Source organism: Pseudomonas sp. ASL3 (assembly GCF_056680425.1).
The window spans coordinates 5928855-5943053 of record NZ_CM155281.1 but is presented as its reverse complement, the minus strand read 5'-3'; the positions used below and the strand labels follow the sequence as shown (position 1 = coordinate 5943053).

At 58.9% G+C, this 14199-nt stretch carries 13 protein-coding genes; 3 read left to right on the top strand and 10 right to left on the bottom strand.

Going from position 1 to position 14199, the window contains the following annotated elements; genetic code table 11:
- Positions 1 to 41: 41 nt before the first annotated feature.
- Together AC1MEE_RS27190 and AC1MEE_RS27185 are read right to left on the bottom strand one after the other, a co-directional pair.
- Entirely contained in the window at positions 42 to 698 is a 657-nt protein-coding gene (locus tag AC1MEE_RS27190; RefSeq protein WP_480412570.1) for a DsbA family oxidoreductase, read from the bottom strand.
- Positions 695 to 910: a tautomerase family protein gene (locus AC1MEE_RS27185; protein WP_480412569.1), complete on the bottom strand. Its 216-nt coding sequence runs from the start codon at positions 908 to 910 to the stop codon at positions 695 to 697. Before AC1MEE_RS27185 ends, AC1MEE_RS27190 begins: the two co-directional genes overlap by 4 nt.
- 582 nt (positions 911 to 1492) lie before the next feature.
- On the opposite strand from AC1MEE_RS27185, the gene AC1MEE_RS27180 reads away from it, so the two are divergent.
- Positions 1493 to 2323 (top strand): antitoxin Xre/MbcA/ParS toxin-binding domain-containing protein, encoded by an 831-nt coding sequence (locus tag AC1MEE_RS27180; protein ID WP_480412568.1) that lies wholly within the window; start codon positions 1493 to 1495, stop codon positions 2321 to 2323.
- 22 nt (positions 2324 to 2345) lie between these two features.
- Here AC1MEE_RS27180 and AC1MEE_RS27175 read toward each other — a convergent pair whose 3' ends face one another.
- From AC1MEE_RS27175 to AC1MEE_RS27165, 3 genes are all read right to left on the bottom strand, one after another.
- Positions 2346 to 3305, bottom strand: coding sequence for a quinone oxidoreductase family protein (locus AC1MEE_RS27175; RefSeq protein WP_480412567.1), 960 nt, complete (start codon positions 3303 to 3305; stop codon positions 2346 to 2348).
- A gap of 70 nt (positions 3306 to 3375) precedes the next feature.
- Positions 3376 to 3549, bottom strand: a complete 174-nt coding sequence (locus AC1MEE_RS27170) for a DUF1427 family protein (RefSeq protein WP_480412566.1) — start codon at positions 3547 to 3549, stop codon at positions 3376 to 3378.
- Positions 3550 to 3728: 179 nt separating this feature from the next.
- Complete coding sequence (locus AC1MEE_RS27165; RefSeq protein WP_480412564.1) at positions 3729 to 4526, bottom strand: AraC family transcriptional regulator; 798 nt, start codon at positions 4524 to 4526, stop codon at positions 3729 to 3731.
- 268 nt (positions 4527 to 4794) lie between these two features.
- Here AC1MEE_RS27165 and AC1MEE_RS27160 point away from each other — a divergent pair, with 268 nt between their 5' ends.
- Entirely contained in the window at positions 4795 to 6219 is a 1425-nt protein-coding gene (locus AC1MEE_RS27160; RefSeq protein WP_480410535.1) for an IS1182 family transposase, read from the top strand.
- Between the two features lie 201 nt (positions 6220 to 6420).
- Here the strand turns inward: AC1MEE_RS27160 and AC1MEE_RS27155 are convergent, their stop codons facing one another.
- Positions 6421 to 7362: a choline ABC transporter substrate-binding protein gene (locus AC1MEE_RS27155; RefSeq protein ID WP_480412563.1), complete on the bottom strand. Its 942-nt coding sequence runs from the start codon at positions 7360 to 7362 to the stop codon at positions 6421 to 6423.
- A gap of 106 nt (positions 7363 to 7468) precedes the next feature.
- Positions 7469 to 8953: an aldehyde dehydrogenase family protein gene (locus AC1MEE_RS27150; RefSeq protein ID WP_480412562.1), complete on the bottom strand. Its 1485-nt coding sequence runs from the start codon at positions 8951 to 8953 to the stop codon at positions 7469 to 7471.
- A gap of 200 nt (positions 8954 to 9153) precedes the next feature.
- Between AC1MEE_RS27150 and AC1MEE_RS27145 the strand changes: the two genes are divergently transcribed.
- Positions 9154 to 9882: a class II aldolase and adducin N-terminal domain-containing protein gene (locus AC1MEE_RS27145; RefSeq protein ID WP_480412561.1), complete on the top strand. Its 729-nt coding sequence runs from the start codon at positions 9154 to 9156 to the stop codon at positions 9880 to 9882.
- A 113-nt stretch (positions 9883 to 9995) separates the two neighbouring features.
- Here AC1MEE_RS27145 and AC1MEE_RS27140 read toward each other — a convergent pair whose 3' ends face one another.
- From AC1MEE_RS27140 to AC1MEE_RS27130, 3 genes are all read right to left on the bottom strand, one after another.
- Positions 9996 to 11060, bottom strand: coding sequence for a GlxA family transcriptional regulator (locus AC1MEE_RS27140; protein ID WP_480412560.1), 1065 nt, complete (start codon positions 11058 to 11060; stop codon positions 9996 to 9998).
- Positions 11061 to 11170: 110 nt separating this feature from the next.
- On the bottom strand, positions 11171 to 12832 hold the full coding sequence (locus AC1MEE_RS27135) for a choline dehydrogenase (protein WP_480412559.1): 1662 nt from the start codon (positions 12830 to 12832) through the stop codon (positions 11171 to 11173).
- 35 nt (positions 12833 to 12867) lie between these two features.
- Positions 12868 to 14037 carry an aromatic ring-hydroxylating oxygenase subunit alpha gene (locus AC1MEE_RS27130; RefSeq protein WP_480412558.1) on the bottom strand — a complete coding sequence of 390 codons (1170 nt, stop codon included), beginning with the start codon at positions 14035 to 14037 and terminating at the stop codon, positions 12868 to 12870.
- Positions 14038 to 14199: the final 162 nt, after the last annotated feature.

The window sequence follows — 14199 nt, the reverse complement described above, 5'->3', positions numbered from 1 at the left end:
TGAACCTCTAAGGATGTTGGGGAATTGGAAGAAGCGAGCAATCAGGCTTCGGCTGGGGCCTGCGCCATTTGCCTCAGCATTTGTTCGTAGTACTCGACCGATTGCGAACCGGACACCAGGTGACGACCGTTGAGGACCATGGCCGGTACCGAATTGATGCCTTGCTTGCGGTAGAACCTTTCAAGCTCACGCACCTCGTTGGCGAACTCTCCGGACACCAGCACCTCACGTGCACACGCCGTATCCAACCCCGCTTCAGCGGCCAGACGCACCAGCGTCTCGCGATCGCTCGGGTTCTGGCCGTCGGTGAAATAAGCGCGCAGCAAGACTTTCTTGAGCTCGATCTGACGCCCTTCCTGCAACGCCCAGAACAACAGACGGTGAGCATCAAAGGTGTTGTAGAAGTGGCTGCGTTTTTCCAGATCGAACTGGAACCCGATGGCCTGACCACGGGCCATCAGCATCTCTTTACCGGAGGCGACTTCCTCGGCGCTGCGTCCGTATTTACGCATCATGTGCTTGACCGCGTTCTCGCCTTCGGCCGGCATGTCCGGGTTCAACTCGAAGGGCTTGAAGGTCAATTCGACCGGGACTTCACCGGCCAGGTTCTGGATGGCTTGCTCCAGTGCTGTCGCGCCCAAGGCGCACCACGGGCACACCACATCGGAGACGAAATCGATGGTGACGGACTGAGTCATGACTGAACCTCTGCGAGTTGTCTTCGGTACTCGGTGGTGGTTATCCCGGCATACCCCCAGTTATCGGTGTCGACTTCTTCGATCACGATGTGGGTCAGGTCTGGGCGTTTGTGGAGGACGCGCTCCAGGGTTTCAGTGATTTCAGCGATCACCTGAGCTTTCTGCTCCGAAGTGACGCCGTCGCGGGTAATGCGCACGCTGACGAAAGGCATGACAACTCTCCTGTGACCTCCCTTCGAAATGATGGGTAGGCAAGTGGAGTGAAATGTAGGGCGTTGTTCTGGACGGATAAAGATGGGCGCAGGAACATCATTTGTGCGGTGATGTAATGAGTACGGGCGGGACATCGATAGGTGGGAGGCTTTATTTTTCCAGGCAAACTTCGTGTACCTGACCCAACGCTTTCGCAGGCCCTGCCCCCGGAGGTGTGTGGTGGTCTAATGAGGTGAACGAATGAGGGGGCAGAACATATATCTGCCCCGTTCTAATAGGTTCAGGAAAAACGTGCCCCCCCCTTTTTATGAGCGAATGACCAGATACTCGTTCCAGACTGAGGTTGACACCCGCGTCACCCTTGATAGAGAATTTGCTTAACAACTAACCCTCACGACCGGCGTGGCTTGACCATCTGGTTGGAGGGGGAAAAAGCCGGCGCTAGCCGGTTTTTTCGTTTCTGGAGTATGGAAATGCATGGATCGCCTGGCCTAAAGCCTCTGCGAACGCGGATCTACATTGATGGGTACAACTTTTATTACGGTTGCTTGAGGGGAACCCCATATAAGTGGATAGACCTGTTGCACCTGTTCGAGGGGCATATCCTCCCTTCCATTTTTGCCCACGATCAAGCTGGCAGGCATCACGCCTCGACTCTGCTTCCAGACCCATCAATCAAGTTCTTTACCGCAAAAATCGTAGAAAGCGTGGCCAAGGCAACTGACTCGGTATCCTCGCAAGCCCGTTACCACACAGCGCTACAAAAGGTGCATCCTGGGCGCGTGCAGTTAGTAGAAGGCTACTACGCCATCAACGAGATGAAAGTGAAGATCGTTGATGTCGAAGCGCCCAGTCTGCCGCCCAGAGAGTGCCAAGAAATTCTGGCCTGGAAGGTCGAAGAAAAGCAGTCGGATGTGAGTCTGGCATTGCATGCCTATCATGATGCGATTACTAGAACAGTCGATCAGGTCGTTATCGTCACCAACGACACTGATCTGGCGCCCGCCCTTCAGATGATTCGGAGCTTTACCCAAGTGCGAGTAGGATTGGTCATCCCAACGAGAGACCATCAGCGTAAGCCGAATACAGAACTCGCTGACCATGCGCACTGGGTGCGTTCGCATATTACCCAGCAAGAGCTCGCAGCTTGCCAATTTCCCCGAGTGATCCCCGGTCGAAAGCCCACCATCAAGCCCGAATCCTGGTACGCACACCCCGACTTACTCAAGCAGGTGTTGAACCTGGCAATTCCCGTTCGTGGCAGCCGCGCAGCTGCCTTCAAATGGATGGAAAATCCGAATCCCTATTTACAGGGCCAACGTCCGATCGAGTTGGTAGAAACTGAAGAAGGCGCACAACAGGTACTCGACTACATTCACGGTTTCCTCGCACGGCAAGAAAAACTTGAGTAATAGTCCGAGTGCCTGACGTCAATCAAGGCACCAACACCACCTTATCCCCACTCCCCTGATTCACTTCGCTATACCGCGCCAGCCCTTCAGCCAATGGCGATTCAAACAACCCCGTCGGCAGCGGCAGCAAGCCTTCATCGAAGAAGCGACCAAACTGGCTGAGCATCACTGCACAGGCTTCTGTGCCGTAGAGCAATGAGTTGATGCCGACAACAGAACCACCCTTGCGATACAAAGCCAGCGCCGGAAGCTGTACATGCCCATCCGCTGGCGCAGCGATGATGGCGATGCGGCCGAAGGGGGCCAGGGCTGGGACGGCGGCGGGTAGCCAGAAGCCGGTGGTGTCGAAGATGACGTCGGCGCCGCCAGCGAATACGGCGTTGACCTGGGCAGCCAGTTCTTCGGGTTTGTCGAGCTGGATGGCGTTGAAGCCCTCTGCTTGCAGCGCTTTGACCTGCTCGGGACGACGTACTGCACCGAGGACCTGGGCCCCGCGGATTTTACCCAGGGCCAGGGCGGCGCTGCCGACTGCGCCGTTGGCACCAATCACCAGCAGGCGGGTGTTGGCGGTTACCAGGCTGCGTTCCAGTGCATCCCAGGCGGTGGTGAACGGCACGCCGAGGCTGGCGGCCTGGGTGAAGCTCAGGGCTGTGGGCTTGATGGCAACACCCTTGGCCGGCAAGGTCAGGTAGGCCGCATGCGAGCCATCACGGGTGAAGCCCAGTTCTTTGCCGGTACCCCAGACTTCCTGGCCGAGCAATGCCTGCGGGCCGTCTACGACGATACCGGAGAAGTCCCGACCGGGGATGCGCGGCATCGTGGTGTAGGGGAAACGCCCGAGTACGTTTTTCACATCACTCGGGTTGAGACCGGCGGCTTTCACCTGGACCAGCACTTCGTCTTGAGCGGGCACGGGCTGGGCGACGTCGACGTATTGCAGCGCCGCGAGGTCGCCGGTTTTGGAAAATTGCAGTGCGTTCATGAGGGCTCCTTCAAGCGAGAGAATTCAGGGATAGCGACAAGTGCCGCTGTTGATTCATGACAGCCAGCGTTCACGTCAGCCAGCGAGCGACCAGTTCCTTGCCCATGGGCCAGAGCTGCTCGCCCAGTTGCATGCCCAACAGCCCGACCAGCGCGACAGCGGGTGGCGCAGGAGATCGGAAGTCGAGCAGCCCGTAGAGCAACCCGACCGCGATGCCGATGGCGAGGGAAATGAGGTAACTCATGTGAGCTCCGGACTCCAGGCGTCGCGTTGCGCCAAGGGGCTGAGCGACAGCGTTTAAGGTGTCCAAAGTGTAGGAGCGGGCTGAAAAAGCTGTCGGTCAACTGCTTCTGCTTTTCAGCCAAAAAGAGCGGGCCAAAAAGAGCCAGCCAAAAAAGAGCCGGCCAAAATGTCGGCCACCTGTCAGACCATGCGCTCGCCGATCGGGTACTGCGAAGGACTCACACCCAGTTCGCGACGAAACATATCGCTGAAGCTGCTGGGTGAATAACCCAACGAACGCGCGATAGCGCTGACCGGCACGCCCTGAATCAGCTCGGCAACCGCCGTCGCCAATTGCACCTGTCGCCGCCATTCGGCAAAGCCCATGCCCAACGCCCCCTGAAACAGGCGCGCCAGGGTACGCACGCTGGCACCCGCGTTTTCCGCGTGTTGCTCGAAGGACACATCCAGCGAGGGTGCGGTCATTACGGCCTGACACAGATTGATCAGGCGACGGTCTGAGTCATCGGGCATGGGGATTTTCAGCAAGGTGCGCTTGGCTCGCCTCAACTCCAGCAGCGCAAGACCGACGACCGCTTCGTAGTAGTCCGGGTCTTGTTGATCCGGCCCCTGCTGATCCTGTCCTTGTCCTACCAGATTGAGGATCAGCTCACGCAACAGCCGCCCGACTTCGATGACCTGAACGGTGCTTTCCAGCGTCGCGGCAATCGCCGGACGCAGGTAGATGTTGCGCATCTCCAGATCCGACACCACGCGAATCCCATGCACCACGCCAGGCGGCAGCCAGACAGCCCGTTGCGGCGGCACCACCAGCGCTTCGTGTGGGGTTTCGAGCCACATGACCCCGGACATGGCATACAGCACCTGGCCCCAGACATGCTCGTGCGGCTCGATATAGCGGCCACGCGGATACGTCCGCGCCAAAGGCTGCACGGGGACGGTGGTGTCACTGAGATCGGGCGGTGCAGCGAGGGCCATTGCAGCAGACCGGGGATCGATTAGGTCTGTGCATGATATCGGATCGCATACCTCTGTAGGAGCGCGCTTGCCCGCGATGGCCCGGGCTGGCGCTCCAGTGCGAAGCGCTCCCAAAATAGTGAACTCACTATTGCAGGAAGGTCCTTCGTGTCGAGCGCGACCCCGGCCTATCGCGGGCAAGCGCGCTCCTACACAGACTGTGTGAAAACCTGGCAATTCTTGCAACGGTCTAAGAAAATGCCTTCATCGGAAGATTGGGGGCATTTTTGTGGCATACATCCAAGGCATAGCGCGCGATCAGAGCAGTCTTTTTCCGGTGTCGCTGGAAGAATCCATTCCGGTAGACCACTTGGTCAGAGTCATTGATGCCTATGTCACCCAGCTCAATCTGCGGGAGCTGGGATTCGACAAGGCTGTCCTCAAGGGCAACGGGCGCCCGCCCTATGATCCGGCAGACCTGCTCAAACTTTATCTCTACGGCTATTTCCTCAGCATCCGTTCGTCACGCCGCCTCGAAGCCGAATGCCTGCGCAACATCGAAGTCATGTGGCTGCTCAATCAGCTCGCACCTGACTTCAAAACCATCGCCGATTTCCGCAGAGACAACGGTGCCGCATTCGCCGCCATCTGCCGACTCTTCATTCTTTTTTGCCGTGAAGTGGGGCTAATCGCCGGCAAGCTGGTTGCTATCGACGGCAGCAAATTCAAAGCCGTGGCCTCCAAGCGCCGTCATATGAGCCTCAAGCACCTTAAGCGCGATGAGGAAATACTGAACAAGAAGATTACCCAGTACCTGGCGGAGCTTGATCGGGCGGACAAAGACGACGCCGATCAGCCTGTGGATAAGCAGAAAGTCAAAGCCGCTTTGGCCCGTCTGAGCAACAAACGAGACAACAACCTGACCCGTCAGCAGGTGATGAAGGCGCTGGAAGTCGAGCAGTTCATCAGCACCGAAAGCGAGGCGCGGATGATGCGGGCGCCGCAAGGCATGGCCGTGGCGTACAACGTGCAGACGGCGGTGGATGCCGAGAACGGCTTGATCCTGCACCACGAAGTGACTCAGGACGGCGATGACCGCAAACAGCTTGAACCCATGGCCAAAGCGGCTAAAGAAGTACTGCAACAGTCAGAGCTGACGGTAGTGGCCGATGCCGGATATTCCCACGGCAAACAATTCCAGGCCTGTGAAGACGCGGGTATCACGGCGTATGTGCCGCTGAATCGAACGATCAACACGCGGGGCGGGGACGTAAAATTCTTTGACCGCACCCAGTTTACGTATGAGGCCCTGGACGATCAGTACCGGTGCCCGAATGGCAAGCTACTGACGCTGACGCAACTGAATCGCGGCACGCGTATTTACCACGCACTGCCCAGTGACTGCGCCCACTGCCCGCTGAAAAGTCAGTGCACCAAGACCTCCCGCCGGAAAGTAACGCGGCATGCGCATGAGGCCGCTTTTGAGCGAATGGAGCAGCGCATGCAGGCGCATCCGGAGAAGATGGTTGAACGAAGGTCCATCGTTGAACACCCCTTCGGCAACCTCAAGCAATGGATCATGGGCAATGGACGGTTCTTGCTACGCCAACTGAAAGGCGCGCGAATAGAGATGTCGCTGGCGGTGCTTGCCTATAACTTTAAAAGGGCGATCAATGTGCTGGGTGCGCGTGAAATGATGGCGAAGATGGGCTAAGCAGCCTTTTTTTGCGCCTGACAAACGTCCCAGGACTGGCCATGGAGCGCTCAAAACGCTTTGTCCCGGCGACGTGAAAACGAACAGCGATGATTTCGGGATCAAAGGCCAAAAACCAACGCCCCGACAAGTCGGGGCGTTGGTTTGAAACATGATCGTCAGGTTTTCACACAGCCTGTACAGTTGATCGTGTGTCTCCAATCAAGGCGTCAGCTGTGCCTTGGCGACTTGGAGCGCAGGTTTGCCGTCACGGCTGCTGACACCCGCCAGCCAAGTGTCCAGTACCTCTGGATTGGCTTTGATCCACGCTTTGGCGGCGGCACGCGGCTTCTGGTTGTCGTTGAGCACGGCGTCCATCAGCTGGTTTTCCATTTTCAAGGTGAAGACCATGTTTTGCAGCAGTTTGCCGACGTTACTGCACTCCTGCATATAGCCCTTGCGTACGTTGGTGTAGACCGTCGCCTGACCGAAGTTCGGGCCAAAATAGTCGTCGCCACCGGTCAGGTATTTCATCTTGTTTTTGGTGTTCATCGGATGCGGTTCCCAGCCCAGGAATACCATCCACTCGTTCTTGCGCGTGGCGCGTTTGAGTTGCGAGAGCATGGCCGCTTCGCTGGACTCGACCACTTTGAAGTCCTTCAGGCCGAAGGCGTTCTTGTCGATCATGCTCTGGATCAGACGGTTGCCGTCGTTGCCAGGCTCGATGCCATAGAGCTGTCCATTGAGCTTGTCCTTGAATTTGGCGATGTCGGCGAAGTCTTTCAGGCCGGCGTCGTAGGCATACTCCGGCACAGCCAGGGTGTACTTGGCGCCTTCGAGGTTGGCGCGCACGGTTTCGACGGTGCCAGCGTCGCGGTAGGCCTTAAGGTCGTTCTCGGTGGTCGGCATCCAGTTGCCAAGGAACACGTCGAGGTCCCTGCCCGCCGCCAGGGATTTGTAGGTCACGGGCACCGAGAGCAGGGTGGTTTTGGTTTTGTAGCCCAGCGACTCCAGCACTTCGCTGGTGATCGCCGTGGTGACGCTGATGTCGGTCCAGCCGACGTCGGAGAAGCGGACGGTCTCGCAGGACTCGGGTTCTGCCGCGCTGGCCAGCAGCGGCAGAGTGAGTGACGCGAGCAACAACAGGGACGGGCAAGCTCTCATGAAATGGACTCCTCGGGATTGACGACGGCAGTGTTCGGCTAAGTGCGAAGCGTTTTTTTGTTGTTGTTTTTATGCGGTCTTGTCGGCAAGGTGTGCTGCCCTGCCCTCAGCCCGTCTGCTCGACACCAAACCAGTTCAACGCAACGGGTGTGGTGTTGAGGTAGACATGCTTGAGTTCGGTGAACTCATCCAGCCCGGCACGCGACAGCTCGCGACCGATACCGCTGGATTTGTAACCCCCCCACGGCGCCTGCGGGAACGCGGCATTGTAGTCGTTGATCCATAAGGTGCCGACCCGCAGACGCTTGGCCATCCGGTAGGCCTTGCCGATGTCCTGGGTCCAGACACCGGCCGCGAGTCCGTAGGGCGTGTCGTTGGCCAATTGTAGGGCCTCGGCCTCGCCGCTGAAACGTTCGACGGTGATGACCGGGCCGAAGATTTCTTCCTGAGCGATGCGCATCTGGGCCGTGACATTGCCGAGCAAGGTCGGCTCCAGCCAGAAACCACGCTGGAAAGCCGAACCTTGCGGCACCTTGCCGCCCGCCAATAACTGCGCGCCCTGCTCCACCGCGCCAGCAATCATTGTCAGCACCTGATCGCGCTGGCTGGCGGAAATTACCGGACCCATTTGCGTGCTTGGATCAAGACCATCGCCGAGGCGAATGTTGAGGATGCGCTGCTGCAAAGCTGTGACGAAACGGTCGTGGATTTTGTCCTCCACCAGCAAACGCGAACCGGCCGAGCAGATTTGTCCGGCGTTGAAAAACACAGCATTGAGTGCTTGGTCCAGTGCCACTTCGAAATCGGCATCGGCGAAGACGATGTTCGGATTCTTACCACCCAGCTCCAGCGCCACCCGTTTGAAATTGCCACTGGCAGCACGCATCACCTTGCCTCCGGCACCAGCACCACCGGTCAATGACACCAGATCCACCTCCGTACTCGCGGCCAGCAGCTCACCAATTTCACCGGGGCCGCAGAGCAGATTGAAGACCCCATCGGGCAAGCCCACTTGCTCAAACAGTTCGGTCAAACGGTGGGCGGTCATCGGGGTCAAGCTGCTGGGTTTGAATACCACCGTGTTGCCTGCCGCCAGCGCCGGGGCAATCTTCCACACGGCCTGCAGCAGCGGGTAGTTCCACGGCGCGATCAAGGCGCAGACACCCGCCGGTTCGCGCTGATTGAGGCTGATCACATGCGCGGGCGCGTGGGAGTTGACGCTGCCGGTTTCGATTTCAAGCAACGCCGCGTAGTAACGAAAAGTCGCCACCACGTTGCCGATATCCGCCTGGCTTTCGCCCAGGGTCTTGCCCGCGTTTAAGGTTTCCAGCCGCGCCAGATGTTTGGCATCCGCTTCGATGGCCGCTGCGATTTTTTGCAGGATCTGCGCACGTTCGGTCACGACCATCGTCGGCCACTCGCCGTGATCGAAAGCCTGCCGCGCCGCGCGGATCGCCAGTTCGGCATCTGCACGTCCGGCGACCGCCACGCGGCTCAGCACTTGCTCGGTCGCCGGGTTGATCACATCCCGGTAACTCGGCACTTGCGGCGCTTGCCATTGCCCTCCGATAAACAACGGTATGTCCGACATCTGCGTCTCCTGGCTACATGACTGGATGCAGCCACTATCTGCTTGCCGGGTTGTGCGCTATTGATCAAAAACGGCAAATCGCCGCCGCTTTGCCACGACTTGAACGGGCAGCGATAACGTCAGCGAAAGTCGCTTCCCATCAAGTGCCCCATGGGCGGCGATTTACACTGGCAAGACTGACCCACAGCCGGAGGGAAACAATGAACGACGAATACTCCAAACAGCGAATCGAGTTGGCCTGTGCCTTTCGCTGGGCTGCCCGCCTGGGCATGCATGAGTCCATCGCCAATCACTTCAGCGTGGCGGTATCGACCGATGGCCGCGAGTTTTTGATTAACCCCTACGGCACGCATTTCTCCCAAATCAAGGCCAGCGATCTGCTGCTGGTTAACGCCGACGACCCTAGCAGCCTGGACCGGCCCGACGCACCGGACATCACCGCCTGGGCGCTGCACAGCGCCTTGCATCGCAACCAGCCGCACGCGCGCTGCATCTTGCACACGCACTCCAAATACGCGACGACGCTGGCCTGTCTGGCCGATTCACGCCTGCCGCCTATCGAGCAGAATTCGATGCGGTTTTTTGAGCGGGTCGCCATCGACGAAGGTTTCGATGGTATGGGATTGGGTGACGAGGCTGAACGGGTCAGCCACTTGCTGGGCGACAAGCCGATCCTGTTGATGGGCAATCACGGGCTGTTGGTGGCGGCGCCGAGCATTGCTCAGGCGTTTGACGATTTGTACTACTTCGAACGCGCCTGCGAGACCTACATCACCGCGCTTTCGACCGCCCGGCCGTTACGGATTGCCAGCGATGACATTGCGCGCAAGACAGCGCGGCAATGGCTGGATTATCCGGGGTTCGCCGAGAAGCATTTTTCGGCGTTGATGGGAATTCTGGATGAGGAAGAACCCGGGTATCGGGGGTGATAAGTAGCGGGGTGAGGGGACTGATTTTATTTTCAGCGCTTCATCGAAAATTAATCTGTCCCCGCTCTGAAAGCCGGGGACAGATTGATTTTTCAAAGAGCGCGAAAAATAAATCAGTCCCCTCGTGCAACCACCCGCGGCTCCCGACTCAACGGCTGCCGCATCACCGGAGCCGTCCACACCTGGCTGCGGTCCTCGCTCGGTGGGCAGCCAAATTTGGCGCGGTAGGTGCGGGAAAAGTGTTCCAGCGAACCAAAACCGGAACATGCCGCCACCTGCGCCACGCTGAGTTTGGTTTGCTGTAACAAGCTGTGAGCCTTGGCCAGGCGCAGGGTGATGTAGTACTTGAGCGGTGACAGGCCGGTGTGTTGCTTGAACTGCCGCTCCAACTGCCGACGGGACAGCCCGACCTGACTGGCAATCGCTTCGCAGTCCAGCGGCTCCTCCAGCGCCTGCTCCATCAGCAGCACTGCGCGCCGCATTTTGCCGCCGTACAGCTTGGTGTTGGTCAGGCCGCCATCGAGCTGATTGTCCGCTGGCTGACGCACGCGTCCCATCAGTAGATGCATGGCGATTTCCCGCGCAAGATCACTGTCGATGCTTTGCCCGAGCCAACTGATCATCATGTCCAGGGTACTGGTGGCGCCGGCACAGGTCAGGCGTTGTCGTTCAAGGGTGTAGAGCTGGGTCTTGGCGTGGACCCGTGGATAGCTTTCCTGAAAACCCTGCAAATTGTCCCAGTGTACGGCGGCTTCATAGCCATCCAGCACCCCGGCGGCGGCCAGCAGTTCAGTGCCGGTTTCCACGCCCATCAGCACCGCACCGAACAGCGCCTGTTTTCGCAACCAGCTTTTCAACGCCAGGTTGCGGCTGTGCTTGTGTACGTCGAAGCTGGCGATGACCAGGCACACGTCAAACCCTTGATCGGCACGGATGCCTTCTGCCACCGGGCTGCACAATCCGTTGCTGGCCTGCACCGGCTGACCGTCGAGGGACAGCAAGGTCCATTCGAACAGTTGCCGTTGGGTCAACCAATTGGCAATCGCCAAGGGCTCGACCACGGCGGCCAACCCGAGGTTGGAGAAGGACGGTAATAGCAGGACGGCAACCCGCAAGGGGGCGACTTCACCTTTGCGCCAATCGAGTAGGGTCTCGATCTGACCGGATTCGTTTTTCATGGTTAGCCCTTGACCGTGTCGTATACAAATCCACTGTAGGAGCTGCCGAAGGCTGCGATCTCTCGGGCCTATCGCAGCCTTCGGCAGCTCCTACAATTGATCGGCGTATCTCATCGCTGCTGACTACGCCACTGCGGATGCACCCACACCGGCGCCTGCGCCGTCGGCAGCGGCTTCAATCCGCGAATCATGTCGGCAGCTTTTTCCGCGATCATCACCGTCGGCGCATTAGTGTTGCCACTGACGATAATCGGCATGATCGAAGCATCCACCACCCGCAAGCCTTCGACGCCGTGCACCCGCAATTGCGCATCGACCACGGCTTCCGGGTCGTCGCTCGGTCCCATCTTGCAGGTACCACTGGCATGGTAGCCAGTTTCCGTTACGCAGCGCGCCCAGGCGTCCAGTTCGTCATCGCTTTGTGCCTCGAGGCCGGGGACCAGTTCCTTGCCTTTGAGCGCGGCCATGGCTGGCTGATTGATGATCTCTCGGACCAAACGGGCACCGGCGCGCATGTCGGCCCGGTCCTGCTCGGTTTTCAGATAATTGAATACGATGCGCGGCGGCTGACGAGGGTCGGCACTGGCCAGCGTGACACTGCCGAGGCTGGTGGGGCGCATCAGATCGATATGAACCTGAAACGCATGTGCCGGCACCAGATCGACGCTACCCGGCTGCACCGCCAGCGGCATGAAGGTCAACTGCAGATCAGGATGCTCGACCCCGGCCCGCGAACGAATAAACGCGCCCGCTTCGAAGTGGTTACTGGCCGCAGGGCCATCGTGGGTCACGAACCAGCGAGCACCTATCCACCATTTGCCTGGCGCAGTGGTCCAGGGATACAACGACACCGGCTTTTTGCACAGGTACTGCACGACCGTGTCCGGGTGATCGTTGAGTCGCCGCCCGACACCGGGCAGATCGTGCTGTAACGGCAGACCGAGGCTGCGCAGTTCATCTGCCGGGCCGATGCCGGACAACAGCAGCAACTGTGGCGAGTTGATCGCGCCAGCCGTAAGCAGCACTTCGCGCCTCACGCGAGCGTGCTGCACCTGGCCGTTCTGTTCGTATTCGATGCCATAGGCACGAGGCCCGTCGAACAGAATTCGCAACGCCAAGGCTCCGGTCGCCACGCTGACATTACCCCGCGTCAACGCCTCGGTCAGATAGCCGCGCGCCGTGCTCCAGCGTCGGCCCGCGCGAGTGGTGCGGTCCACCGGGCCGAAACCTTCCTGACGATAACCATTCAAGTCGCTGCTCAAGGCGTAACCGGCTTGCGACCCCGCTTGAACGAAGGCCGCACACAGCGGCGTGTCGATGTCGCCAGGGGTGACATGCAGATGCCCGGCATCCCCGCGATAAGGGTCCGCGCCGTCGGCATGGGTCTGCGAACGAATGAAATACGGCAGCACCTCCTGATAGCTCCAGCCGCTGCAGCCCTGATCCGCCCAACTATCGTAATCACGGGCATGGCCGCGAATGTAGACCATGCCGTTGATCGAGGACGAACCACCCAGGGTGCGCCCGCGTGGCGTGCCGATTCGGCGTCCGTCCAGATACGGCTCAGGCTCGGATCTGTAGTTCCAGTTATAGCGCGTACCGCCGACGACGATACCCACCGCCGAAGGCATGTCGATGGTCCAGCTTTTATCCACCGGCCCAGCCTCAAGCACGAGGATGCTCACTGAAGGGTCTTCGCTCAATCGATTGGCCAGCACGCAACCGGCAGAGCCGGCGCCCACAATCACATAATCAAACTCATGCTCGGACATGGCCCGTCGTGCTCCGTCAGATAGTCAAAAGGTGATCAGCGCGCGGACGGACCGTGAATGCCTTGAAAAACCAGCCGGTGAAAGTGATGCACCAAATGCTCGCTTTCGTTGCTGCGCTGGGCGTCGATCATGTAGCGGCCCTGGTCATAACCCAGCGAATGCAGGCCCTTTTGCACCGAGATGTTCAGCGCGATGTCTTCCGGCCCCAGATCCTCGTTCATCCATTTCATGCAGGCCGTGCTCACTGCCGCGGTTTCGGCATTGGACGAGTAGTAACCAAAGCGCAGCAGCGAGCGTTCGGCATCCAGCGGGATCATCATGAACGAGCCCAAAAACTCGGAGAACGGGAAGGTATAGAAGGTGTTGTTCGGCCACATGCCGATGTTGAAGAAGCACTCCTGCGGATTCAGATCGCTTCTGAGTTTGACCCCATAAGCCTCAGTGGCTGCCAGGTTCGCTGGCGCGGCGTAGGTCCACCAGTTGTCGCGTTTGGTCAACTCATAGCCTTTGAAATCGATCAGCTTGGCGAGGTCGATATGGCACGGCCCGGACAGCTTGAAGTGATAACCCTCGATGGAGTTATCCATGATCACCTTCCAGTTGGCCGGGACGATCACGTCTTGCTCATCGATCAGGCGCATGTTGTCCAGGTCCGGAAAAACGCTGCGCATTTCCTCGTCGGCACCGGGGAACAGGTCCCTCAAAGACGGTGCTTCGGCATCGAGGTTGAAGTAGACGAAACCGCCCATTTCTTCGATGCGCACCTTGGGAATGCTGAACTGCTGCGGCTCGAAATTCTTGATCCGCTCACAACGTGGAGCGCTGCGCAGGCTGCCGTCCATTTCGTAACACCACGAGTGATACGCACAACGGACCACGCCGCCGGTGGTGCCACGACGCTGTTCCAGCAGGCGATTGCCGCGGTGCTGGCACACGTTATGGAACGCATGGATCTGCCCATTCTTGTTCCGCGCCACCACCACGCTCTGGTCGAACAGGTCTGTGACCACGTACTGACCCGGTTCGGCGAACTCGCTGATATGCCCCGCCACGTGCCAAGAGCGCATGAAAATATTGTCGCGCTCAGCCTTGAACAAGGTCTCGTCGAAGAAGTAGCGCGAGGGCAAGGTAAAGGCTTCTTCAGGATCCTGATGATCCCAACCGTCGACCCGGGTTTGCTGCTTCAAAATGTTCACGGATTGCATAAGCCTTCTCCTCGACAGTGACTGACCGCACGGCACGGCAGCCTGCTCTGGGAGTTAATCTAGGGCTCATGCAAGGGAGGGTATTGATGGAATGCGACCAGTTGACTGGTTAAATCATCAACCTGAACGGTGAGAGCAGGCTCGCAACTATGCGTCCCGCTG